19 protein-coding genes and 1 pseudogene are annotated in these 24702 nt (G+C 67.8%); 10 read left to right on the plus strand and 10 right to left on the minus strand.

Features of this window, described 5'->3' with window-relative positions; translation table 11 throughout:
- The 5 genes from J3489_RS05650 (at nt 1) to J3489_RS05670 (ending at nt 5263) form a co-directional block, all read left to right on the plus strand.
- A complete protein-coding gene (locus tag J3489_RS05650) occupies nt 1–654 on the plus strand; it encodes a HutD/Ves family protein (protein ID WP_206996730.1) in 654 nt (217 codons plus the stop codon).
- An 88-nt stretch (nt 655–742) separates the two neighbouring features.
- Entirely contained in the window at nt 743–2002 is a 1260-nt protein-coding gene (gene hutI, locus J3489_RS05655; RefSeq protein WP_206996731.1) for an imidazolonepropionase, read from the plus strand.
- The gene (locus tag J3489_RS05660; protein WP_206996732.1) at nt 1999–3402 is read left to right on the plus strand and encodes a formimidoylglutamate deiminase; all 1404 of its coding nucleotides are present in this window, start codon (nt 1999–2001) and stop codon (nt 3400–3402) included. The genes hutI and J3489_RS05660 overlap by 4 nt, the downstream gene beginning before the upstream one ends.
- 76 nt (nt 3403–3478) lie before the next feature.
- Nucleotides 3479–4291 (plus strand): N-formylglutamate deformylase, encoded by an 813-nt coding sequence (gene hutG / locus J3489_RS05665; protein ID WP_206996733.1) that lies wholly within the window; start codon nt 3479–3481, stop codon nt 4289–4291.
- A gap of 279 nt (nt 4292–4570) precedes the next feature.
- Nucleotides 4571–5263 carry a hypothetical protein gene (locus J3489_RS05670; RefSeq protein ID WP_206996734.1) on the plus strand — a complete coding sequence of 231 codons (693 nt, stop codon included), beginning with the start codon at nt 4571–4573 and terminating at the stop codon, nt 5261–5263.
- A 57-nt stretch (nt 5264–5320) separates the two neighbouring features.
- Here J3489_RS05670 and J3489_RS05675 read toward each other — a convergent pair.
- Nucleotides 5321–5512: pseudogene (locus J3489_RS05675) on the minus strand (LysR family transcriptional regulator); the annotation flags it as partial.
- A gap of 22 nt (nt 5513–5534) precedes the next feature.
- Here J3489_RS05675 and J3489_RS05680 point away from each other — a divergent pair.
- Nucleotides 5535–6923: an MFS transporter gene (locus J3489_RS05680; RefSeq protein WP_206996735.1), complete on the plus strand. Its 1389-nt coding sequence runs from the start codon at nt 5535–5537 to the stop codon at nt 6921–6923.
- A 21-nt stretch (nt 6924–6944) separates the two neighbouring features.
- Here the strand turns inward: J3489_RS05680 and J3489_RS05685 are convergent, their stop codons facing one another.
- Complete coding sequence (locus J3489_RS05685) at nt 6945–7562, minus strand: hypothetical protein (protein ID WP_242539802.1); 618 nt, start codon at nt 7560–7562, stop codon at nt 6945–6947.
- A gap of 86 nt (nt 7563–7648) precedes the next feature.
- Here J3489_RS05685 and J3489_RS05690 point away from each other — a divergent pair, with 86 nt between their 5' ends.
- Together J3489_RS05690 and J3489_RS05695 are read left to right on the plus strand one after the other, a co-directional pair.
- Nucleotides 7649–8542: a helix-turn-helix transcriptional regulator gene (locus J3489_RS05690; protein ID WP_206996736.1), complete on the plus strand. Its 894-nt coding sequence runs from the start codon at nt 7649–7651 to the stop codon at nt 8540–8542.
- Nucleotides 8543–8610: 68 nt separating this feature from the next.
- Nucleotides 8611–10482 (plus strand): DUF3857 domain-containing transglutaminase family protein, encoded by a 1872-nt coding sequence (locus J3489_RS05695; protein WP_242539825.1) that lies wholly within the window; start codon nt 8611–8613, stop codon nt 10480–10482.
- Nucleotides 10483–10503: 21 nt separating this feature from the next.
- Here the strand turns inward: J3489_RS05695 and J3489_RS05700 are convergent, their stop codons facing one another.
- From J3489_RS05700 to J3489_RS05710, 3 genes are all read right to left on the minus strand, one after another.
- Nucleotides 10504–11676 carry an NAD(P)/FAD-dependent oxidoreductase gene (locus J3489_RS05700; RefSeq protein WP_206996738.1) on the minus strand — a complete coding sequence of 391 codons (1173 nt, stop codon included), beginning with the start codon at nt 11674–11676 and terminating at the stop codon, nt 10504–10506.
- Between the two features lie 117 nt (nt 11677–11793).
- Nucleotides 11794–12954, minus strand: a complete 1161-nt coding sequence (locus J3489_RS05705) for a branched-chain amino acid ABC transporter substrate-binding protein (RefSeq protein WP_206996739.1) — start codon at nt 12952–12954, stop codon at nt 11794–11796.
- Nucleotides 12955–13271: 317 nt separating this feature from the next.
- A complete protein-coding gene (locus J3489_RS05710; RefSeq protein WP_206996740.1) occupies nt 13272–13733 on the minus strand; it encodes a hypothetical protein in 462 nt (153 codons plus the stop codon).
- A gap of 309 nt (nt 13734–14042) precedes the next feature.
- On the opposite strand from J3489_RS05710, the gene J3489_RS05715 reads away from it, so the two are divergent.
- Nucleotides 14043–15842 carry a methyl-accepting chemotaxis protein gene (locus J3489_RS05715; protein WP_206996741.1) on the plus strand — a complete coding sequence of 600 codons (1800 nt, stop codon included), beginning with the start codon at nt 14043–14045 and terminating at the stop codon, nt 15840–15842.
- A gap of 107 nt (nt 15843–15949) precedes the next feature.
- Here J3489_RS05715 and pdxY read toward each other — a convergent pair whose 3' ends face one another.
- The 5 genes from pdxY to J3489_RS05740 form a co-directional block, all read right to left on the minus strand.
- Nucleotides 15950–16813 (minus strand): pyridoxal kinase PdxY, encoded by an 864-nt coding sequence (gene pdxY, locus J3489_RS05720; RefSeq protein ID WP_206996742.1) that lies wholly within the window; start codon nt 16811–16813, stop codon nt 15950–15952.
- Nucleotides 16814–17143: 330 nt separating this feature from the next.
- Nucleotides 17144–18604: a glycogen synthase GlgA gene (gene glgA, locus J3489_RS05725; RefSeq protein ID WP_206996743.1), complete on the minus strand. Its 1461-nt coding sequence runs from the start codon at nt 18602–18604 to the stop codon at nt 17144–17146.
- Between the two features lie 153 nt (nt 18605–18757).
- A complete protein-coding gene (glgC, locus tag J3489_RS05730; protein ID WP_206996744.1) occupies nt 18758–20023 on the minus strand; it encodes a glucose-1-phosphate adenylyltransferase in 1266 nt (421 codons plus the stop codon).
- A gap of 295 nt (nt 20024–20318) precedes the next feature.
- Nucleotides 20319–21278 carry a GlxA family transcriptional regulator gene (locus tag J3489_RS05735; protein ID WP_206996745.1) on the minus strand — a complete coding sequence of 320 codons (960 nt, stop codon included), beginning with the start codon at nt 21276–21278 and terminating at the stop codon, nt 20319–20321.
- Nucleotides 21279–21454: 176 nt separating this feature from the next.
- Complete coding sequence (locus tag J3489_RS05740; RefSeq protein ID WP_206996746.1) at nt 21455–22453, minus strand: LLM class flavin-dependent oxidoreductase; 999 nt, start codon at nt 22451–22453, stop codon at nt 21455–21457.
- Between the two features lie 894 nt (nt 22454–23347).
- Between J3489_RS05740 and hpnI the strand changes: the two genes are divergently transcribed.
- The gene (gene hpnI / locus J3489_RS05745; protein ID WP_206996747.1) at nt 23348–24550 is read left to right on the plus strand and encodes a bacteriohopanetetrol glucosamine biosynthesis glycosyltransferase HpnI; all 1203 of its coding nucleotides are present in this window, start codon (nt 23348–23350) and stop codon (nt 24548–24550) included.
- Nucleotides 24551–24702 lie beyond the last annotated feature (152 nt).

Raw genomic sequence — 24702 nt, forward strand, 5'->3', positions numbered from 1 at the left:
GTGGCGGCCGGCGCAGGGGAAGGCACGGCTCAGGCGCACCCGGCGCACGCGGGGCGCGCAGGGGCCGTTACGCTGCTGCGCGCGGCCGATCTCGCCGCGACGCGCTGGAAGAACGGCGGCGGGCTCACGCGCGAGATCGCCGCGTATCCGGCGGGCTCTGACCTCGACACGTTCGTGTGGCGCGTGAGCGTCGCGGAGGTCGAAAAGCCGGGAGCGTTCTCGCGTTTCCCGGGCATCGACCGCACGCTCGTCCTGCTCTCGGGCAACGGCATGCTGCTCGACGAACGCGGCGGCATCACGTACTCGCTGATGAAGCCGCTCGACGCCGCGCATTTCAACGGCGAGACGGCGATCGAGGCGAGCCTGGTCGACGGCCCGACGCGCGATTTCAACCTCATGCTGCGGCGCGGCCGCGTGCGGGGCTTGATCGACGTGTGGCGCGGCAACGCGGAACACACGCTCGACGCCGATGTGATGCTGCTGTTTTGCGCGAGCGGGACGTTCGATGTGACGCTCGGCGTGGACGTGCAGGAAAGCGGCGCGCCGGTCACGCTCGGCGACACCGACACGCTGTGCATCGAAGCGCCCCGCGCGCTGTCGTGCGCGGTGGCCGGCTCGGGCGTGATGCTCGCGGTGTACATCCGCTACGTGTGAACGGCGCCTGGCGCGCACGCGCCGGCATGGCCGTCACGCTTTGCATGGTTTTTCCGAGCCTGCTACCGCAAACCGTTTCGAGCACCCGATGAACGATACAGTCTGGCAGCACTTCCATCTCTGTCCTCAAGGCGACCCCGATCACACGATCCGCGACGCAGCGCTCGCCGTGCGCGACGGCAAGGTCGCCTGGCTCGGCGCCGCGAGCGACCTGCCCGCCGAATTCGCGGCGTGGCCGCGCGAGAACCTGGGCGGCGCGTGGGTCACGCCGGCCCTCGTCGATTGCCACACGCACCTGGTCTACGGCGGCCAGCGCGCCGACGAATTCGCGATGCGCCTCGCGGGCGCCAGCTACGAAGCGATCGCCCAGCGCGGCGGCGGCATCGTATCGACCGTGCGCGCGACGCGTGCGGCGAGCGAGGCCGAATTGCTGCGTGCGTCGGCGGCACGCCTTGAGCCGTTGATCGCCGAAGGCGTCACGGCAATCGAGATCAAATCGGGCTACGGCCTCGATCTCGCGAGCGAGCGCAAGATGTTGCGCGTCGCGCGCGAGCTGGGCCGCCGCTATCCCGTGACGGTCTACACGACCTTTCTCGGCGCGCACGCCTTGCCGCCGGAATTCGCGGGCCGCGCCGACGACTATATCGACGAAGTCTGCCGCCGCATGCTGCCGGCGCTCGCGGACGAAGGGCTCGTCGATGCGGTCGACGTGTTCTGCGAGCGGATCGGCTTCACGCTCGCGCAAAGCGAGCGCGTGTTCGAAGCGGCCGCGCAGCGCAACCTGCCCGTCAAGATGCACGCCGAGCAGTTGAGCAACAGCGGCGGCGCCGCGCTCGCGGCGCGCCATCGCGCGCTCTCCGCCGATCACCTGGAATTCCTCGATGAAGCGGGCGTCGCCGCGATGAAGGCGGCGGGCACTGTCGCCGTGCTGCTGCCGGGCGCGTACTACTTCATCCGCGAAACGCAATTGCCGCCGATCGATCTGCTGCGCCGCTATCACGTGCCGATCGCAATCTCGACCGACAGCAACCCCGGCACGTCGCCGTCCACGTCGCTCGTATCGATGCTGAACCTCGCTTGCACGCTGTTCCGCCTGACCGTGCCCGAAGTGCTGAAGGGCGTGACACAGCACGCGGCGCGGGCACTCGGGCAGCACGAGCGTCACGGCGAACTCGCGGTGGGGCGTTCGGCGGACTTCGTCGCGTGGTCCGTCGACACGCTTGCCGAACTCGCTTACTGGATCGGGCGGCCGCTCGCGCAGCGCGTCGTGCGCGCAGGCGGCACCGTCCATCTGCGCGACGCCCATCCGATCCTGGAATCGTCACCTCTTCACGCTTTCGATCGATGACTGAAAATCACACGCTTTTTGCCGAGCACGCGTATTTGCCGGAAGGCTGGCGGCGCAATGTCTTGCTCGAATGGGACGACGCGGGCGTAATCGTCGCCGTGACGCCCGACAGCGCGCCGCGCCCCGATGCGGCGCGCGCAGCCGGCCCGGTCATGCCCGGCATGCCGAACCTGCATTCGCATGCGTTCCAGCGCGCGATGGCTGGGCTCGCCGAGTATCGCGCCAACGGTGCCGGCAACCCCGCGGACAACTTCTGGAGCTGGCGCGACCTGATGTACCGGTTCGCCGCGCGCATCACGCCCGAGGGCCTCGGCGCCATCGCGCGCTGGCTCTACGTCGAAATGCTGAAGGCGGGCTATACGTCGGTGTGCGAGTTTCACTACGTGCATCACACGGCCGACGGCAGCCGCTACGCGAACGCGGCGGAGCTGGCCGAGCGCGTCGTCGATGCGGCGGCGAGCACGGGCATCGGCATGACGATGCTGCCGGTGCTCTATCAGTACAGCGGCTTCGGCGCGCGCGCGCCGCGCGACGATCAACGCCGCTTCATCAATACGCCCGACAGTCTGCTCGATCTGCTCTTGACGTTGCGCCGCGCGCGGCCCGAGCACGCCGCGCTGCGCTATGGCGTGGCGCCGCATTCGTTGCGCGCGGTGTCGGAAGACTCATTGCGCGCGCTGCTTGCCGGACTCGACGCGAGCTTGCCGCAAGGCGCTCCCGTGCATATCCACATCGCCGAACAAACGGGCGAAGTCTACGACTGCCTCGCGACGACCGGCGCGCGGCCCGTGCAATGGCTGCTCGATCGCTTCGACGTCGATACGCGCTGGTGCCTCGTGCACGCAACCCACGTCGACGCCGCCGAGACCGTCTCGCTCGCGAGGAGCGGCGCCGTGACCGGCCTGTGCCTGACGACCGAAGCCAACCTCGGCGACGGCATCTTCCCCGCGCATGCGTATCTGGAAGCGCAGGGGCGCTTCGGCGTCGGCTCGGATAGCCATATCGGCGTCGACTGGCGCGCGGAATTGCGGCTCCTCGAATACGGGCAGCGTCTCGTGCGGCGGCAGCGCAATGTGCTGGCGTCGGACGCGCATTCGCACGTCGCGGACCGTCTCTTCGACGCTGCGTGCTCGGGCGGCGCGCAAGCAACAGGGCGTGCGGCGGGCGCGCTCGCCGCCGGGTGCCGCGCCGATTGGCTCGTGCTCGACCCGGAGCATCCGAGCCTTGCCGAGCATGCGCCCGGCAAGTGGCTGTCGGGTGTCGTATTCTGCGAGCATGGCGAGACGCCGATTCGCGACGTCTACGCCGGCGGCCGGCATGTCGTTCAGGCACGCCGGCATGTCGACGAAGCGCCGGCCTACGCCGCCTATCGCGCGGCCGTCGCGGATCTGCTCGAATGACGGCTTCGCCGGCTTTGCGGGCGATCTCTCGCCGGCAACCCCATCGACACCAACCCGTTCAGTGACGCGCACCGCCATGACCGCTTCCACCGATCTCCCGATTTTTTCATTGCATCGCGGCAGCTTGCCGCTGTTGATCTCGATCCCGCATCTGGGCACGCGCATAGCCGACGACATCGCGGCGACGATGACGGCTGCCGCGATGCGCGTCGACGATTGCGACTGGCATCTGGACCGCTTGTACGCGTTCGCGAAGCGGCTCGGCGCGTCGATCCTGAGCCCGACGTACGCGCGCTACGTGATCGACCTGAACCGTCCGCCCGACGGCGCGAACCTGTACCCGGGGCAGGACACGACCGGGCTTCTGCCGCTCGATACGTTCGACAAGGAGCCGCTGTACCAGGCAGGCCGCGAACCAGACGACGCGGAGCTCGCGCGCCGCCGCGAGCTTTACTGGAGGCCCTACCACGAGGCGCTCGCCGCCGAACTGGCGGCGCTCAAGGCGCGGCACGGCAAAGTGCTGCTGTGGGAGGCGCATTCGATCCGCTCGCACGTGCCGCGTTTCTTCGAAGGGCGCCTGCCGGACTTCAACTTCGGCACGGCTGACGGCGCGAGCGCGGCCGCGGGCCTCGCCGAGGCGCTGGCGGCGATCGTGACCGGGCACGGCGGCTACACGGCGGTCGCCAACGGGCGTTTCAAAGGCGGCTACATCACGCGCCGTTACGGCGTGCCGGGCGACGGCATTCATGCCGTGCAGCTCGAGCTGTCGCAAATCACGTATATGGAAGAGCAACTGCCGTATTCCTACGACGACACGCTCGCCGTAAAAATCGAACCCCTGCTTGAAACGCTGGTCGCGACCGCGCTCGAACGCGTCGCTTCGAGCTGATCCCTTCGCTCGAAGCGCTCGCCAGGCGCGCAAATTGCTCGCCTGGGCTGACGCCCGCCGCGCCGCGCTAGACGCGGCGTCCCGGCGCCTTGCCTGCGCCGGGACGCTGCCCCGAAGCCGCTGCCGGTAACGGATGTTTTCAATTTCCCGCATTGCCTGCGGCGCCGCATAGCGGCTACGCTTTCGTTCACCGAAGACACATTCCGAATCCGTGTGATGCGGTTCCGCCGACCGCGTCGCCCCCACCTCGGAGGCAATGAATCGATGGACGAATCGGCAATGGACGACTCCGATGAAGCCCTGGTCCCGGTCTGGCGGGCGAACCTTGGCGTGTTGACGGAAGCGGTCGGGGCGGTCACGCGCCTCGCGCGGATGATGTCGCTTTCCGCGAGCCTGCTGAAGCTGATCCTGGCCGGGCAGCGCGAGTTCAGCGTCGAGTTCGTGCGCGGCGTCGAATCGGTGACCGGGCTGCCGGCAAACTGGATGGACACGCCGCATCGCGCCGGCGAGGTTCCCGAGCGCACCCAAGCGGCGATCGACACCGAAACCGCGTTCGCGAAGTTTCGCGGCACCGTGCACCCGGTTCGCAAGAAGACCGTGCTGAAGAGCAGCGGCGATATCCTCGGGCGCAGCGAGGCGGCGCGGCGCGCGGCCGAGGCGGCGAGCGACGAAGCCGAGCAGAACCGGCGGCGCGCGCATTTCCGCAAGGTCCGCGATCTCGCGGCGCAAGAGGTGCGTAGGCTCGAATGGCACCTCAATCATCCGCCGGCCGAGCTCGCCGTGTTGCGCGCGAAAGTCGAAGACGTGATGGATGCCGGCACCGATCTCGACGAGCGCGTGCACGCCGATCTCGCCGGGCGGATCGAGCAGATCGAGAAGCATCACGATCTGCTCAAGCGCCATGTCGAGAAGCTCTACGCGCTGCTTACGCGGCTCGATCCGGCGGAGCGCGGGGGCGAAGGTCCGGAGTAGGGCCTGCGATCGGCGCGAAGTGGCCCTGGGCTCCGATCCGCGCTCGGCAGAGCGCACTCAAACCCGCAGCTCGCTGAGGATCTGCTCGGCCAGAAAATCGCACGGCGCACGGTTCGACCTCACGCTGCGAGCGAGCACGATCTCGAGCGCGGGCAGGGCGGGCAGGGCGGGCAGGCCGCCGGCGCGGCCCAGTTGCACGAAGCGCTCGGGCACGGCGCAGCGGGCATGCCGGGCACACCGCAATCCGGCGTTTTGAGGTAAAAGGGAGCGCATGACCGAACGCTCCCGACTCATACCGCTCATCGTTGCGTGCCCGCTGTTTCTGCAGAATCTCGATACGTCGATCATGGCGACGGCGCTGCCGTCGATCGCCCGGTCGCTCGATGTCGAAGCGCTGCACCTCAATCTCGCCATCACCTCCTACTTGCTGAGCCTCGCGGTGTTCCTGCCCGCGAGCGGCTGGCTTGCCGACCGCTTCGGCCCGCGCCGCGTGTTCTGCGGCGCCATCGTGTGCTTTTCTCTCGGCTCGGCGCTGTGCGGGCTCGCCCAGTCGATGCCCCAACTGGTGGCGTTCCGCGTGCTGCAAGGCATGGGCGGCGCGATGATGGTGCCGGTTGGACGCCTGATCCTGCTCAGAAGCGTGCCGAGCGCGCGCATGGTCGCCGCGATGGTCTGGTTCACCGTGCCGGGCGCGATCGGGCGGCTCGCGGGGCCGCTCTTCGGCGGGCTGATCGTCACGGTCGCGTCGTGGCGCTGGATCTTTCTGTTGAACATCCCGTTCGGCGTGCTCGGCGTGACGCTCGCGCTGATCTTCATCGGCGGCGACTACGAGCCCGTCATCGAGCGCTTCGACCTGACCGGTTTCGTGCTGCTGTCGACAGGCCTCGTCGGGATGGTCGGCGGGCTCGACACGGTCGGGCGCGGGCTCGTGCCGCACGCGGTGACGCTCGCGTTCGTCGGCACCGGCGCGCTGTCGCTGTTGGCTTATGGGCTCTACGGCCGCGCGCGCGAGCGCACGATCATCGATCTGGGCATCCTGCGCTACACCGCGTACCGGACGGCGGTGGTCGGCGGGATGCCGCTGCGCATCGCGATCGGCGCGTCGCCGTTTCTGATGCCGCTGATGCTGCAGCTCGGCTTTGGGCTGTCGCCGCTGCAATCGGGGTCGCTTTCGGTCGCAACGGCGGTCGGTTCGCTCAGCGTGCGCACCGTGATGACCACCGCGATTCGCCGCATCGGCTTTCGCACGCTGTTGATCGGCGCGACCTTGGCGACGAGCGTCTTCTACGCCTGCTATGGCCTGTTCCGGCCGACGACGCCCCATCTGCTGATCTTCGTCGTGCTGCTGTTCGGCGGCCTCTTCAATTCGCTGGCGATGGTGACGCTCAACACGCTCGGCTACGCCGACATGCCGAAGCCGAAGATGAGCCGCGCCACCGCGCTCTCGAGCATGATGCAGCAGCTGTCGGTGAGCCTGGGCGTCGCGTTCGGCGCATCGCTCGTCGCGCTGACCGCGCATCTGCACGGCGGCAGCGCCGCGCATCTCGCCGCCGACGATTTCTCGCCGGCTTTCGTCGTGGTCGGTGCGATGACGCTGTGCTCGCTGTTGTTCTTCGTGCGGCTCTCGCACGAGGAGGGCGCACAGCTGCGGCAGAGCTAATGCGCCCGAGCGCTTGAGCGCTCATGTGCCCGTGCGCTTCGCGAGGAATTCCCCTTCGAGACGCCACGCCGTCCCGCCCGCGTCGCGCGCGTCGCCGATCCAGTGAAACGAATCGGGCGTGATCTCCGTGAAGCGCCAGCGCGTCGCGGTGCCGTCGGCACGCGTGCCCAGCTGCACGATGCCGCTGCCTTCGCGGCGTCCGATCTGCTCTTCGCGATGCCCGTTCAGCGGGTTGATCCAGGTGATGCGCCACGCGCGCAGCGCCGCGTCCCAGACGCGCAGTGTCGTGCCGTACATATCTTTGGCCGGATTGGGCGGGGCCGTGCGCGCGCCGCGTGCCGGCATGATCCAGACGTCCTGTAGCGCGCGGCCTTCCAGCACCCAGCCGACCTGCACTTCGCCCTTGATCCGCTCGGCGCGGACATCTTCGCGAAAGTGCAGGACGTCGAGCGCCCAGCTGCCGACGAGCCAGCCGTAGAGATCGTCGGCGGCGTCGATGTCGGCCGCGCGGCAAGGCGCCGCGAGCGCCTTCAGGAACCCATCCGCCCCCTCGGGGGGAGCTTTGCATGGGACCGGAGTAAGCGCTAAAGCGCCAACTCCGGTCGACAGCGAACGAATGTGAGCGTGGGGGTCGTTCATACACCGGTTCTCCAGGGTGAGCGACGCCGCCGTGGCCGCGCCGCCGATGTGCTACAACGATCATAGACACCGATGCGAGGCGAATCTTGGGGAAAATTGCGGCCGAACTGGAACGCGCGCTCGCGCGCCGCGAAGCGGAGGGCGTCAAGGGCGCCGTGATGCCGCGCGTGCTGGCGCACGGCGCGGGCTGGTCCGTGGACGACGTGCTGTGCACGAGCGGACCGCGCGACAGGCCGTTCGAGGAGCGCCACGAGCATGTTTGCGTCGCGATGGTGGCGGCGGGCGCATTCGAATACCGCTCGCGCGCCGGGTCGGGGCTGATGACGCCGGGCGCGATCATGCTCGGCAACGCCGGGGCGTGCTTCGAATGCGGTCACCGGCACCGCGCGGGCGACCGCTGCATCGCCTTTCGCTACACGCCGGGCTGCTTCGAGCAAATCGCCGCGGACGCGGGCATTCGCAGCCGCGACGCGCGCTTCGCGGCGGTGCGCCTTCCGCCGTTGCGCCCGCTTGCGCCGCTCGTCGCGGCCGCGTGCGCCGGCGTCGTGTCGGAGGCCGGTGTCGCGTGGGACGAACTCGCGCCTGCCGTGGCCGCACTAGCGCTGCGGCTCGCGGCCGGCATGCCGGCCGAGGACCCGCGCGAAGTGCCCGCGGCGGCGCTCGCGCGCGTCGCGCCGGTCCTGTGTTTGATCGACAGCGCGCCTGACGACGGGCTGAGCGTCGAGCGGCTGGCGCGGCACGCGGGCTTGAGCCCCTACCATTTCCTGCGCACGTTCGAGCGCGTGACGGGCGTCACGCCGCATCAATACCTGCTGCGTGCGCGCTTGCGTGCGGCGGCGCAGCGGCTCGCCGAGGAGAGCGCGAAGATCGTCGACGTCGCGCTCGATTGCGGCTTCAACGACGTGTCGAACTTCAATCACGCGTTTCGCGCGGAGTTCGGCGCGAGCCCGCGCGCGTATCGAATGCGGATGCAGGGGTAGCCGTGCCCCTTGGCCGAGCCGACACCGCGAGGCGCGATCCCGGGCTTTTCCGTGACCGATCCCGCTACCTGTTGCGATGCGCGACGTGCGCGGCTGCGCTCTCATATTGCCCGCTTGCGCCGGCCCAGACCGCGGCCTCGCCCGGCAACCCGGCGCCGTTCACGGTCGAATCGGACGTGCACGTGTTCGTCGTCCAGCACGACGGGACCGTCGAAGAGCACGACGATACGACGCTGCGCGCCAACACCACCGCCGGCGTCGACGACATCGCCGAGCGTTATGTGTGGTTCAACAAGGACACCGAGAAAGTCGATCTGCTGACGGCCGAGTCGATCGATCCCGAAGGCCGCGCGCACCCGGTCGGTCCCGAGGCGATACGCGACGTGCAGGAGCCGCGCTCGGCCGGGGCGCCGACCTTCGAGGACGGCGTGCTGCGCACGGTGATCTTTCCAGGCGTCGAGCCGGGTTGGCGCGTGCATCTCGTGTTCGCGAAGACGCGCGTGAAGCCGTTGCAGGCGGGCATGTTCGAGTATTTCGACGAACCGGCGCGCGATCCCGTCGAGCATCAGCAGCTCATTTTCGACATGCCCGCCGACATGCCGCTCTATGCGGACGCGCGCGGCTACGTCGCGCTCGCGCCGCTGACCGTGAACGGACGCACGCGCTACGAATTCGACTACCGCCACGGGCCGTATCCGTCGATCGAAAACGGCGCGGTCGGGTACACGGAGTACGGCGACCGGCTGATGGTGTCGACGGTGCCCGACTTCGCCGCGTTCGCCGCGCGCTACCGGCAAGCCGCGGCGGACCCGAGCGCGAGCGACCCGGCCGTCGTGCGCTTCGCGCAGGCGCTCGCGGCGAACGCTCCGGACGCGCGCACGAAGGCGCGCGTGCTGTACGACTGGATGCGCGCCAACGTGCGCTACGTGGCGCTCTTTTTGGGCGAGACGGCGGCCATGCCGCACCGGGTGACGGACATCCTGCGCAACCGCTACGGCGACTGCAAGGACCACGTTGCGCTCTACGGCGCGCTGCTCGCGGCGGTGGGGATACGGAGCGAGCCGGCGCTGATCGGGCTCGGCCCGGTCTATACGCTGCCGTCGGTGCCCGGCTTCGGGGCGACGGCGATCAATCACGTGATCGTTTGGATTCCTGATCTAAAGGTCTTTGCGGATACGACCGCGGGCGGCACCGGGTTCGGCGACTTGCCGCCGATCCTGATGGACCGTCCGGCGCTCCTCGTGGACGAGGGCGTCCTGGCGCGCACGCCGGCCACCGAGCCGCGCGGCCGCACCGCGCGCTTGCAGATCGGTATCGCCGACAGCGGGGACGCGCGCTACGCTTACCGCGTGGAGGATTCGGGCTGGACCGCCGAGCTCGAGCGCAACATGTTCCGGCGCGCGACGCAGCAGCGCGTGCAGCAGATCGCTTTCGACCGCTTGAAGCAGACCGGCTTGCAAGGCACCGCGCGGCTCGATACGGACGATGCCGCCGCGACGGGCGGACCGTTTGCCGTCTCGATGACGGGCACGCTCGAGCACGTCGTGTGGCCCGCGGGCATGACGGCGGTGCCCGCGCTGTCGAGCCTGTCAGGCGGCATCGCGACCCAGGTCCAGAGCTGGCTCGCCGAGCGGGTGCGCACGCAGCCGTACGTCTGCATCGGCGGCGAATTCGACGAGACGGGGCAGATCGCGCTGCCCGGCAACGTGCGGATGGTGGGCCTGCCGGACGATCTGAGCGTGCAGGACGCGTTCTACGATTACGAATCGCATTACGTGTTCGATCCGGCAACGCGAGTCGTGCAGATCACGCGCCGCTTGCGCGCGAGATTCGGGCGGCAAGTGTGCTCGCCGCAGGATTTCGATGCAACGCGCGCCACGCTCGTGAAGATCGAACGCGACGCGCTGGCGCAAATCGTGGTGCAGGGCGCGGCGAAATGACGGCTTGAACAAGAAGCCGCGTCAAATCACATTGCTCTCGACGAGCGGCCGCCCCTGCAACACGCGCTCGAACCCCAGCGCCCCGAGATCGAGCGTGACGAACCTGCCGTGCAGGATCAACTCGGCCACGCCGCGCCCGGCGGCCGGCCCTTGCTGCAGCCCGTGTCCGGTGAAGCCGTTGGCAAACATGCAATTGTCGACATCGGGGTGGCGGCCGATGATCGCGTTCTGGTCGAACACGTTGTACTCGTAGTAGCCGGACCACGCGTTCTGAATCCGCAGCGCCTCGAAGTGCGGCACGCGGTGTGCGAGCGCCGGCCAGATCACGTCGTCGAAGATCGCGTAGTCGACTTCGTCGAGCGGCAGGTCGTCGGGGTCGTGGTCGGCCGAAGGCGAGGCCCCGCACAGGAAGGTCTTGCCCTCGGGCCGGAAATAGACGCCTGTGGGGTCGATCACGAGCGGGCACGGGCCGAGCTTCGCGGGCGAGGCCACGTTGAAGATGCTGCGCCGTCGCGCGAACACCGGCAGATCGATGCCGGCCATCTCCGCGATGCGCCGCGCCCACGGCCCGGCGGCATCGACGAGCACGTCGCAGTCGAACGCCTGGCCCTGCGCGGTCAGCACCTGCTGCACGCGGCGCCCTTCGCGGCGCACGCTTGCGACTTCCGCCGCGACGTAGCGCGCGCCGAGCGCCTGGGCCTTCTTGCGCAAGCCCTGCACGAGCCCGTAGCCGTCGAACCAGCCTTCGCCGGATACGCCGAACGTGCCCGCGACGAGGTCTTCGGCATTGAGCCACGGAAACGCCGCTTGTAATTCGTCATGCGGCAAGTAGCGGATCTGCGCCCCGAGCGAGGTCTGCAGCGCATGGTTCTCGCGCAGGATCGTTTCGCCGGCGGCGGTGGCGAGAAAGAGATAGCCGCCTTCGTGCAGTTCGATCGACGGCTTGTCTTCGCCGATCGCGAGACGCTCGCCGATCGAGCGTAGAAACTCGATGCCGAAGAGCGACATCTGCACCGACAGCGGCGTCGAAAACTGCTGCCGGATCGAAGCGGCGGATAGCGCCGATGAAGCGCGCGCATAGGTCGGGTCACGCTCGATCACGGTGACGTCGACCGTCGCATCGGACGCGCGCAGGAAATAGGCGATCGAACTGCCGATCACGCCGCCGCCTACGATTACTACCTTCGAGCTCATGCCGGCTCCACAAAGAAAAACACGACACCCGAAGGCGCCGTGCTGGGTTGATACGTTCTCCAGATGCGTCTTTGCCGTCTATCGTACAACCGGGACCGCCATCGGGATCAGAAAGCCTCAGGTCGCGCTCTTCGTCACGATCGTCACCCATTGGCCGTTTTTCACTTGGTAGAGCGTCGACAAACCGCTCTTGAGCGAACCGTCCGCGTTGAACGAGATCCGTCCCGTGATGCCTTCGAAGTCGATCTTCTTCAGATATGGCCGGTACGCGTCGGGCGAGGTCGAGTTCGCCGCCTGCATCGCCTTGATCGCGGCCCACGCCGCGTCATAGCCGAATGGCGCGTAGGAGAGCACGTCCACGCCAAAGCGCTTCTTGAAACGCTCGGCGAAGTGCTTGCCCTGCGGGAGGTCGTCGAGCGGACGTCCGTATTCCCATGCCATCGCGCCGTTGGCCGCATCGCCCGCGAGCTTGATGAACTCGGCGTCCTTCACGCCGCCGCCGCCCAGGAACTGCGCGGTCATGCCGAGCTCCTTCATCTTCTTCACGACGTCCGCGGCCTGCGTGTCGAGCCCGCCGAAGAAGATCAGGTCGGCATTGGTCGACTTGATCTTCGTGAGCTGCGTGCTGAAATCGACCGCCTGGTTGTTGGTGTACTCGCGCGCGACGATCGTGCCGCCGTGCGCCTTCACCGCCTTCTCGAACTGGTCGGCTTCGCCCTGGCCGAACGCGGTGCGGTCGTCGATGATCGCGATGCGCTTGGCCTTCGTCACGTCGACGGCATAAGCGCCCGCGTTGCCCGCGTTCTGTGCGTCGTTCGAGATCACCATGAACACGTTCGAGAGGCCGCGGCCGCTGATCGTCGGGTTCGTCGCGGCCGGGTCGATCATCGGGATGCCGGCCTTGTCGTAGATCGGCGAGGCGGGCAGCGTCGTGCCCGAGTTGAAGTGGCCGACCACGACGGCGACGTTCTGGTCGACGAGCTTTTGGGCGACCTGGACGCCCGCGCGCGGGTCGGCCTGGTCGTCTTCGGGGATGAGCTCGAAGGCCGGGGGCTTGCCGTTGATCAGGATCTTCTGCGCCTTGGCGTCTTCGAGCGCGAGCTGCACGCCGTCTTGCAGGTCTTTGCCGTAGCCGGCGTTCGCGCCGGTGAGCGGGGCGGCATAGCCGATCTTGATGGTCGCGTCCTGCGCGTAGGCCGCGAGCGGTGCGGCGGCGAGCAGGCTCGCGAAGGCTGCGGCGGCAAAAGCATAAGGCTGGATCGTCTTGCGAAGGCTCATGTTTTTTCTTCCTTTGGACTCTCGGTGGTCGTTGTCGGGGAAATTGCCACGTGTGCCGCCCGTGCTCGAAGGCTTGTTCGCTGGCAAGCCGTATCGTCAATCGAGGCGGTCACATGGCGCGAATATAGAAAGCCAATTTGGGCCCGTCTTGACTGTTCGCAACGTCCGGCATGCGCATTTCGGCACAAGCGAAAAACGCGTGGCAGTAGGGGTAATACTGAGGAAAGGCGGTACAGGAGGGCGTGCGAGCCGTTTCGTGCGCGCGCGTGGCGCGCGCCGTACCGAGCGGTCTCGGCACAGCGCAGGGCGGGTCGACGTCAGTGCGCTTGCTGCAGTTGCTGGAGTGTGTCGCGCAATTCGACGAGCGGCGCTTTGGTTTCGTCGTCGGCCCAATGGTCGAGATCGTCGAGCGCGCGCTCGCAGCCGTCGAGGAGCACGTCGACGTCGACCGGCACTCCGTTTGCGAGTGCGAAGCGCAGCGTTTGCTCGAAGCGTTCGCAGTCGTCCTCGCCGTACGAGATGTCGAGATTTTCCGCGATGATTTCGGCGATGTTGCTGCGCGCGCGGTCGTCTTCGTCGATCATGTCGATGATGCCGCGCGCTACCGCGGGCGCGTAGTAAAGCGCGATGTCGAGCCACAGCGCCGCGTCGAAGTCAGGTTCGCCGATCTGCGCTTCGAAGTATTCGATGCCTTCCTGTTCGTGCGCTTCGTCCGCATCGATGCTCATGCACAACTGCTCGAAATATTCTTCCCGCTCGCTGCGGATGTTGCCGCCCATCTGATCCTCGCTTGCTGTTCGTTCAATTGCGCCGCTCGCCATGCGGCCGGTGACGCCGCGCGGCGCGCAACGAATTATAGGCGCTTGGAACGTGCCGTTTGGCGGTGAAGCGGGGACCGGTGCCGTCGATTCTCAATTCGAGGTAATGAAATGCTTAATCGACACGCTCGCGACACACTCGCGCGTGCCGAGCCGCTTCACGAATGTTCGCACTAGAGACTTTCCTCAAGTATTGAAATTCCCAGCCGATATTCGCCCTAGAGGATCACGAGTCCTCGAACGCCTATTCGTCGGAAGGAACCCTCCCTCATGTTTGACTCAATCCGCTCGCGCGTGCTGGCAGCGTGTCTTGCGATCGTCGTCTGCTCGCTCGTCGTGAACGCCGCGCTCAACTACTGGGTCGTCAGCTCGTACGACAACGATTCGATCAACAACAACCTGATTGCGCTCGCCGACGGCCACGATGCCGGCATCGGCGACTGGGTCGCATCGAAGACGGCGGCGATCGTTTCGCTCGAGGACGTCGCGCTCACGGCGGACCCGGTGCCGACCTTCAAGCAAGTCGCCGCGGCGGGCGGTTTCACCAACGTATACGTCGGCACCGCCGACAAGACCGCGAAGTTCTCCGATCCGACCGGCGTGCCTTCCGACTACGATCCGACCGGCCGCCCGTGGTACAAGCAGGCGGCCGCGGCGGGCAAGCCGGTGGTGACGCCGCCCTATGTCGATGCGGGCTCGGGCAAGCTCGTCGTCACGTTCGCGGTGCCGATCGTGCGCGACGGCGCATTGAAGGCCGTGGTGTCGGGCGACGTCAACATGGATAGCGTGATCGCCAACGTCAAGTCGATTCACCCGACGCCCGCGAGCTTCGGCATGCTCCTCGACGCAAGCGGCACGATCGTCGCGCATCCCGATGCGAAGCTCACGCTAAAGCCCGTCGGCGACCTGATGACGGAGCTGAACACGGCGGCCATTGCGTCGCTCACCACGGCTGCGCGTCCTCTCGAAGTGCACGTCGACGGCCACGCGAAATTGCTGCGCGGCCAAGCGGTGCCGGGCACCGACTGGATCACCGTGGTCGCGCTCGACAAGTCCGAGGCCACGGCCGGCGTGCGCTCGTTCCTGACGACCTCGGCGATCGCGCTGATCGTGATCGTCGCGCTTGCGGCGGCGGTCGTGAGCGCGATCACCGCGACTGCGTTCAAGCGGCTTTCGCTCGTGCGCGACGCGATGGATGCGATCGGCACGGGCACCGGCGACTTGACCCAGCGCCTGCCGTCGGAGGGCAGCGACGAAGTCGCGCAGATCGCGCGCTCGTTCAACACGTTCGTCGACAAGCTGAACCACGTGATGCGGCAGATCCGCGATACGAGCGAATCGGTGCGCACCGCCGCCGACGAAATCGCAGCCGGCAACCTCGACCTCTCGGGCCGCACCGAATCGGCCGCGGCGAGCCTGCAGCAGACGGCGGCGTCGATGGAGGAGATCACGTCGACGGTCACGCAGTCGGCGAGTGCGGCGCGGCAGGCCAACGGGATGGCGGGCTCGGCGTCGGCGGTCGCTTCGCGCGGCGGCGAGGTCGTGTCGGAAGTGGTGAGCACGATGGGCAAGATCGAGACGGCGTCGGGCAAGATCGGCGACATCATCGGCGTGATCGACGGCATCGCGTTCCAGACCAACATCCTCGCGCTGAATGCGGCCGTCGAAGCGGCGCGCGCGGGCGAGCAGGGGCGCGGCTTCGCGGTGGTCGCGGGCGAAGTGCGCAGCCTCGCGCAACGCAGCGCGCAGGCGGCCAAGGAGATCAAGTCGCTGATCGAGTCGACGATCGACAGCGTCTCGTCGGGCTCGAGCCAGGTGCGGCGCGCGGGCGAGACGATGACCGAGATCGTCGGCAACGTGTCGAGCGTGACGACGATCATGGCCGAGATCACGAACGCCGCCGACGAGCAGACGCGCGGGATTCAGGAAGTCAATCGCGCGGTGTCGCAGCTCGACGAGATGGTGCAGCAGAACGCGGCGCTGGTGGAGGAATCGGCGGCGGCTGCCGCCGCGCTGCAGACGCAGGCGGTGCAGCTCGCGAGCGCGGTGGGGCAGTTCAGGCTCGATTGAGGGCGGTGCGTGGACCCGCGCGCGAACCGCGCGAGCGTCGCCGAGACGTTAGGTCGTTCAACGAACAAAATAGGATCGAATGCCGACGCGTAAAGCGGATCGCAGGATTACGCCGCGTCGGTCACCCAAGCCCCGAACCATTCGCTCGGCTGAGCGATTTCATTCTGCGCGGCGACGATTTCGAGTTCGTAGCGGCCGGCATCGTAGGTTGCCTTGACGACGGCGTGCACGGCCGCAAGCGTATGCTCGAACGCCGCGCGCACGGAGTCGCCCAGCAGGCGCCGCGCGACGAACACCGCGCTCGTCAGGTCGCCCACGCCGACCGGCTGCCGCGCGAACGGATAGAGCGGCCGCTGGCCCATCCAGGCTTCGTTTTCGGTCACGACGAGCATGTTGAAGCGGTCGGCGAGGCTGTTGCGGTCGAGCAAGTGCTTCACCAGGATCACTTGGGGCCCGCGCCGGACGATTTCGCGGCAGGCCTCCACGGCCTCCTCGACGGTCTCGATCTTGCGCCCCGCTAGCTTTTGCAGCTCGTTGTGATTCGGTGCCATGCCGTCGGCCACTTCGGGCATCTTGTCGACGAGGTACTCCTGAATGCCGGGCTCGACTTTGGTGCCGCCCGTCTGGCCCATCACCGGGTCGCAGAAGTACCAGGCGCGCGGATTGGTGGCCTTCACCGCGCGCACGATCTCGACTACCGCCTCGGCCTGCTCGGGCGAGCCGAGGTAGCCGGAGAGCACGGCGTCGCAGCGCCGCAGCATGCCGATCGCGCCGATGCCTTCGACGAGTTCCTGCATCTGAGAAGCGTCGATCGCGCTGCCGGCCCAGTGCCCGTATTGCGTGTGATTCGAGAACTGGACGGTATTGAGGGGCCACACGTTGACGCCGAGCCGCTGCATCGGGAACACGGAGGCGCCGTTGCCCGCGTGGCCGAACACGACGTGCGACTGGATGCTGAGGACGTTTTTCATAATTGACTTCGCTGCGCCAAGCGCGATCTGGGTTCGAAGGGCGGGGCACCCCTGGTGTTCGGGAAACGGGCGAGGCGGCGCCGCGATGCCGGCTTGCGCTCGGCAAACCGCTGCGTTGCATCAACCAGGGCTGCCCGGAGCAGACCGTTTCATCTACCCGCTGCGGCCGTTGCGGGCGCACCGCGCCGCCGCATACGAAACAACAATACATGACTTTCGGCCGGCGCAAAGCGTTCCGGCGTCGAAGTTGTTGCGCCGCGTCAGCGGATCGGTGAACGGGCGGAGCGTCTCGTGCGCGTCAGGCTGGGCATCGGCCGTCGCACGTGTGCGTCAAACGAGTTCGCGATAGAGCGCGAGATAGTGCTGCGCCGACGCGCCCCAGCCGAAGTCCTGCGCCATCGCGCGGCGCTGGGCGGCTTTCCATTCCTTGCGGCGCGCGTGGAGCGCGAACGCGCGGCGGATCGCCGCCGTGATCGAGGCCGGCTCGAAATGATGGAAGACGAAGCCGGTGGCGAGATCGTCGGCGAGGTTTTCGAGCGACGCGTCGACGACCGTATCCGCCAAGCCGCCCACGCAGTGCACGAGCGGCAGCGAGCCGTAGGCGAGCGCGTAGAGCTGCGTGAGCCCGCACGGCTCGAAGCGCGACGGCACCGCGACGACGTCGCTGCCCGCGATGACCGCATGCGCGAGCGCCTCGTCGAAGCCGAGCTGCACGGCCACGGCATCGGGGTGCGCCTGCGCGACCCGCAGGAGGCCGGCCTCGAGAGCCGGTTCGCCGCTGCCGAGCACGGCGAGCTGACCGCCGCGCTTGACGATCTCGGGCAGCACTTCGAGCAGCAGGTCGAGGCCCTTTTGCTCGGTCAGCCGCGAAACGACGCCGAACAGCAGCGCGTCGCTTTTCTGCGCGAGCGAGAGACGCGCCTGCAAGGCCGTCTTGCAGGCGCCCTTCCTGGAGAGCTTGGCCGCCGTGTAAGTCGCCGCGATCGACGCGTCCTCGGCCGGGCTCCACACCGTGTAGTCGACGCCGTTGAGGATGCCCGACAGCTCGTGCGCGCGGCCGCGCAACAGCCCGTCGAGCCCGGCGCCTTGCGCGACGGTGCGGATCTCGCGCGCGTAAGCCGGGCTGACGGTCGTGATGCGCTCGGCGAAGTGCAGGCCCGCTTTCAGGAACGAAAGCTGGCCATAGAACTCGACGCCGTGCATGTCGAAGAAGTCGTCCGGCAGGCCGAGCTGCCCGAACATCGCGGCTGGAAAGATCCCCTGGTAGGCGAGGTTGTGCACGGTGATGATCGAGTGCGCGAGCGGCTTGCCGTGCCGCCGCTCGGCCGCTTTCAGGTAGGCCGGCGCGAGCCCGGCGTGCCAGTCGTGCGCGTGCACGATCTCGGGCTTCCAGTCGGGATCGGCGTGCTGGGCGAGGAGCGCCGCGGTCCAGCCGAGCAGCGCGAAGCGCTGCGCGTTGTCGCCGTACGGCACCTGCGCGGCGTCGAGGTACGGGCTGCCGCCGCGGTCGTAGAACGAATCGGCGCGGATCACGTAGATGCCGACGTCGTTGGCAGGGAGCGTGCCGTATTCGAGGCGTGCGTCGCGCACGCCGAAGCGCGGCTCGAGCGAAGCGACGGGGCGCAGGTCGGCGACCCCCGCGACGACCGATGGAAAGCCCGGCAGAAGCACGCGCACGTCGGCGCCGTGCTCCACCAGGGCGGGCGGCAGCGCGCCGACGACATCGGCGAGCCCTCCGGTCTTCAGCAACGGATACAGCTCGCTTGCGACATGCAGCGCGCGAATCGTCATGGGCTTGGCTCCGATAGGGCGTGTCCTGATCTCCTGATCCCCCGGTCCCCCAACAGGACTTCCTGCGCCCCGAAGGAAGTGGCCTTGGGCCGCGGGGCGGGGGACTTTCCCCGGGGCGCAATGGGCCAAGGGTCGTGGCCGTGTCGCTGCGGCTTACCGCTTGAGCCGCGCGAGCGCGTCGCTCGTGACGAGCACGATGCCGGCTTCGGTCCGGTAGAAGCGCTCGTTGTCGAGCGCCGGATCGTCGCCGATCACCGTGCCCTCGGGAATCACGCAGCCGCGGTCGACGACCACGCGCTTCAGCCGGCACCCCTGGCCCACCTGCACCTGCGGCAACAAGACTGCCTCATCGAGATGACAGAACGACTGCACGCGCACGCTCGACGACACCACCGCGCGCGATACCTGCGAGCCCGCAATCACGCAGCCGCCGCAGACGAGCAGGTTCGTCGCGACGCCTTGCTCGCCTTTCAGGTCGCGCACGAACTTGGCGGGCGGCAATTGCTCCTGGAGCGTCCAGATCGGCCAGGTGTCGTCATACAGGTCGAGCGAGGGGATCGTCGAGGCGAGATCGAGATTGGCGGCCCAGTACGCGTCGATCGTGCCGACGTCGCGCCAGTACGGCTCGACGCTCTCGTCCGACGAGACGCACGACATCGAGAACGGGTGAGCGATCGTATTGCCGAGCGTCACGACGCGCGGAATGATGTCCTTGCCGAAATCGTGGTCGGTCGCGTGGTTCGAGATGTTCTCTTCGAGCAGGGAGTACAGGTAGTCGGCGTTGAACACGTAGATGCCCATGCTCGCGAGCGCGATGTCCGGGCGGCCCGGCATCGCGGGCGGGTCTTTCGGCTTTTCGACGAAGCCGGTCACGCGGCGGGACGCGTCCACGGCCATCACGCCGAACGCGGTCGCGTCCATGCGCGGCACCTCGATGCAGCCGACCGTGCAGTCCGCCTGGCTGTCGGCGTGATCGAGCAGCATGCGCATGTAGTCCATCTTGTAGATGTGGTCGCCGGCCAGCACGATGATGTACTTCGGCCTCATCGAACGGATGATGTCGAGGTTCTGGAACACGGCGTCGGCGGTGCCGCGGTACCAGTGCGCGCCTTCGACGCGTTGCTGCGCCGGCCACAGGTCGATGAATTCGTTGAACTCGCCGCGCAGGAAGCCCCAGCCGCGCTGCAGGTGGCGCAAGAGCGAATGGGCCTTGTATTGCGTCACGACGGCGATGCGACGGATGCCGGAATTCAGGCAGTTCGACAGCGCGAAATCGATGATCCGGTATTTGCCGCCGAAGTGGACGGCCGGCTTGACGCGCTTGTTGGTCAACGGGCCGAGGCGGGTGCCGCGGCCGCCTGCGAGCACGATCGCAAGCGTTTGGCGTTGGATCAGGTTGAGCCGGGGCGATGTCTCCATGCTTGTCTCCTGTGTCTCCTGTGTCCCATGCAACGCTTTCGTACAGGCGGCCCCCCAAGGCTGCGCTTGGTCTCGATTGTTTTTTTACACGGATTCAAACGTTTTAGCACCGAAACGCACGGCGCAGATAGTCGCGTTTTTCTGTAGACGAGACGTGCCGCCATTGCGCACTGCGGCAGCCAAGTTCAGCGGAGCGCGGGGCGGCTGTCTGTGCGCGAAGACGCTTTTCGGGCGAAACGCGGCGCTTGCGCCGAGTGCCGGGGCAGGCGGCCAGCCGCCGATCGAGTGCGCCGGCTCACGACGATCGAAAGCGCTCCCGGTACTGCATCGGCGTCACGCCGATGCGCTTCGTGAACACGATGCGCATGCGGTCGGGGCTGCCGAATCCGCAATCGTAGGCAATGGCCTTGAGCGCCGTGCCGCCGCTTTCCAGCAGCTTGCGCGCGGCGTCCACGCGGGCCCGCTCGATGAATTCGTGCGGCGTGATGTTCGTCTCCTGCACGAACACGCGCGCGAAGTTGCGCACGCTCATGCCCGCCACCTTTGCAAGCTGCTGCACCGTGAAACGCCCGCCGATGTGCTGCATCACGTGCGCCTGGACTTTCGCGACGGGCGACGTTCCGTCGGCGGGGGCGCTCAGGTACGGGCTGAATTGGGACTGTCCGCCTTGCCGCTGCGCGAACACCACGAGCCGCTTGGCGACGGCGAGCGCCACCTGCGGCCCGTGATCCTCGGAAACGAGCGCGAGCGCGAGATCGATGCCGGCCGTGACCCCGGCCGACGTCACGAGCCGTTCGTCGCGCAGATAGATACTGTCGAAGTCGACGTTGGCGCGCGGGAACTGCTCGGCCAGTTGCTCCGCGTGCTGCCAGTGCGTCGTCACGTTGCGGCCGTCGAGCAGGCCCGCGTGTCCGAGTGCGAACGCGCCGGTGCAGACCGAGCCGTAGCGGTCGCAGTTCGCGGCGACGGTCGCGAGCCAGTCGATGAGCGGGGCCTCGGGCGCCGCATCGGGCAAGGCGGGGCCGCCTGCGATCAGTGCGAGCGAGAAATGGCGCGCGGCGCGCTCGAAGGTATCGCCGGCGGCCATGCTCATGCCGTTCGACGCGGGCAGTGCGCCGGCCGTGGCGGCCAACACCGTCACTTCGTAGCGGTCCTGCGGCGCGATGAAACGGTTGGCCTCGGCGAAAACGTCCATCGGGCCCGCGACGTCGAGCGCCTGTACGCCGGGGAAGATCGCGATGGCGACGGTATGCATCGGTGCACCTTTTCTGCGTGTGTTCCAGCGCGTGAGGATACGCCACGGTATCGCGTCATCGCGCCCGATCAGATCGGCTTTTGCGAATCGAGCCAGCCCGCGCACTACCGGTACAGCGTCCAGCAGCTCGCGCACAACCCGCACGCGCAGCCTCGAACCGCCGTCCTTGGCTCGCCTTAGCGGCTGTCCGACACCCATTCCTCCCGGACGTGCGCGGCGATCTCGAACGAGCGCAGCCGCGCGACGTGGTCGTAGATCTGCGCCGTGAGCATCAGCTCGTCGGCGCCGGTCTCCGCGATGATCGACGCGAGCCGGGCGCGCACGGTGTCGCGCGAGCCGACTGCCGAGTAAGCAAGCAAATGCGCGACGCTCGACAGCTCCGTGTCCGTGGCGTCGATCCGGTCGACCGGCGGCTGCAGCGGCCCCGGCGTCCCGCGCCGCAGGTTCAAGAACTGCTGCTGCAGCGAGGTGAAGAGCCGCTGCGCTTCGGCTTCTGTCTCGGCGGCGAACAGGTTGACGCCGACCATCGCATAAGGCTTCGCAAGCGCCGCCGACGGACGGAACTGCGCGCGATAGACCCGCAGTGCGGTGAGCAGGTGATCGGGCGCGAAGTGCGACGCGAACGCGAACGGCAATCCGAGCGCCGCGGCCAGTTGCGCGGAAAAGAGGCTCGACCCGAGGAGCCAAATCGGCACGTCGAGCCCCGCGCCGGGCACCGCGCGCACGCGCTGGCCGGGCACGGGGTGAGCGAAATAGCGCTGCAGCTCGACGACGTCGTCCGGAAACGACTCCGCGCTATTGGCAAGATCGCGCCGCAGCGCGCGGGCGGTGGTCTGGTCGCTGCCGGGCGCGCGGCCCAGGCCGAGGTCGATGCGGCCGGGGTAGAGCGAAGCGAGCGTGCCGAACTGCTCGGCGATCACGAGCGGCGCGTGGTTCGGCAGCATGACGCCGCCTGAGCCGACGCGGATCGTCTTCGTGCCGCCGGCCACGTGGCCGATCACGACCGCCGTGGCCGCGCTTGCGATGCCGGTCATGTTGTGATGCTCGGCGAGCCAGTAGCGCAGGTAGCCCCAGCGTTCGGCGTGCTGCGCGAGGTCGAGCGTGTTGGCGAAGGCTTGCGCGGCCGTCGAGCCGGCGGCGATCGGGGAAAGGTCCAGCACGGAAAAGGGGATCATCGGGCGGGGTCCGGTGGGGTTCGTGCGCCGCAGTCCGCGCGGGCGGCCAGCAGGGCCGGCCAGGCGGGGCGAACGCGGCGGCGCCAGGGGGATGAGCCCGATTGTGCCAAAGGGCGGGCGCGGCTGCTGGCGGGCCCGGCAAGCCCATGGGCGCGGGAGGGATGCTGGCTCGCCGGTCGCCGCGGCGGTCGAATTCGGGACAGATTGTTTTCGGGAGTGCCCGCCGCCCCCATCAAGCCGCGCCGCCGTTTGGAATCGACGAACAACGCAATTCCCGTCGTCGAAGCAGGGCTATTGTCAAGACGGAGTTAATCCGGTGTCGAAGCGCGGCGCCCGCGGGATGGGCGCTGAGGCCCGCCGCAAAAGCCCGCCAGGCGGGCGTTTTGGCGAATCTGGAGCGATTCTCCGAGTCATTGCCGCCGTTCTGTGACGTCGCATGGAAACACTGTTTCAGAAGTTTCCGAGCGTAACTCAGCGTTTTCACGGATGTCCTGCTAAAATTTCACGATTCCAAAAACCAACTTGCGGTTTCCGTTCGATCGAATGAACGCGCGGTGCGTTGCGCGCGCCTGTTCGAGAACTCATTGCATTCGCAGCCTTGCTCCGCATCAACAGAATAGAAAGCATCTTGCCAACGGCTTGCCTATCGAATTGCCCCGATGAATTGCTGGCTAGTCCCACGCTTTCGCATTCTGTCGCGTTGCGCTCGCTGCGCCCGCACCGCAAAGCCGGAAACCGGCTGTGTGCCGCACCGATGCCGCGCCGCCGGCTGTCGCGGCGCCGCAACAGCACGCAAAACGAAGGAGCAGCGAACGTGTCAATTCACAATTTGAACAGCCAGGCGCCCATGAGGGCGGCGGCCGCGCGCGTCATGCGGGCCCGGGGAGGCGGGCAATGACGGTGTCTTCCGTGTCGGACTACCTGCTGGTCCTGCTGTGCTGCGTGGCGACGATCTATGTGGTGGTGGCGGCCGCGGCCTTGTCCCCGGGCCGGGCGGCGCCGGAGCGCGCCCGGCGCCGCGCTCCGGCGCCCGCCGCGCTGTCGGTCAGCGTGCTCAAGCCGCTGTGCGGCGCCGAGCCCCGCCTCTACGAGAATCTCGCGACGTTCTGCGAGCAGCACCATCCGCGCTTCCAGTTGCTCTTCGGCGTCTCCTCGCCGACCGATCCGGCCATCGGGGTCGTGCGCCGGCTGCAGGCGGCGTACCCGTCGCACGATATCGAGCTGGTCGTCGATTCGCGCGTGTACGGCCAGAACCTGAAGGTCAGCAACCTGATCAACATGGTCTCGCGCGCAAAGCACGAAGTGATCGTCGTGGCGGACAGCGACATCGCGGTCGAGCCCGACTACCTCGAAACCGTGACGGCGCCGCTCGCGGACCGCGACGTCGGCATCGTCACGTGCCTGTACCGGGCGGTCAGCGTGGGCGGCTTCTGGCCGCGCGTCGGCGCGCTGTTCATCAACGAATGGTTCGCGCCTTCGGTGCGCGTCGCGCACGCGGGCGGCTCGACCGATTTCGGCTTCGGCGCGACGCTTGCGCTGCGCGCCTCGACGCTCGAACAGATCGGCGGCTTTCACGCGCTGAAGGACGATCTCGCCGACGACTACTGGCTCGCCGAGCATGTGCGCCGCCTCGGCCTGCGTACGGTGCTGTCGGAGGTGACGGTCGCCACCGATGTCGTCGAGCCGGATCTGGCCACGCTGTGGCTGCGCGAGACGCGCTGGCTGCGCACGATCCGCTCGATCAATCCGCTCGGCTTCGCGTTCCTGTTCATCACGTTTACAACGCCGTGGCTCCTGGCCGGCGCGCTGCTCGCGCACGGCTTCGAAGGCTTCGGCGGCTCGTTGCGCGATATCGTGCTCTTGGCCAGCACCGGCGCGGGCGTGCTCGCGAAGATCGCGCTCCATGCGCGTAGCGCGTGGCAAGGGAGGAACGGCACGTTCTGGCGCGATTTGCCGCTCGTGCCGCTGCGCGACATTCTGCTCGCGCTGGAGTGGCTCGTCGCGGCGTTCGGCTCGTACGTCGTCTGGCGCGGCTCGCGCGTGCCGGTGGTCGGCGCGACGCGGGCGTCGGTGGTCGAAGGGTCGGACGGTTCGTAAGACACATTCGGAAAGCGGCGGCCGGCGCAAGCGGCCGCTCGAACGCTATCGAGCCTTATCGCCCATAAGGTGCCCATAAGGCGCGCATAAGGTGCGCATAAGGTTCCTTGGTTTAAAGTTCTCACTCATCTAGTTCAAGCCCCATGCAAGTT

Source organism: Trinickia mobilis (genome assembly GCF_017315705.1).
In the GTDB taxonomy this organism is placed as follows: Bacteria; Pseudomonadota; Gammaproteobacteria; order Burkholderiales; family Burkholderiaceae; genus Trinickia_A; species Trinickia_A mobilis.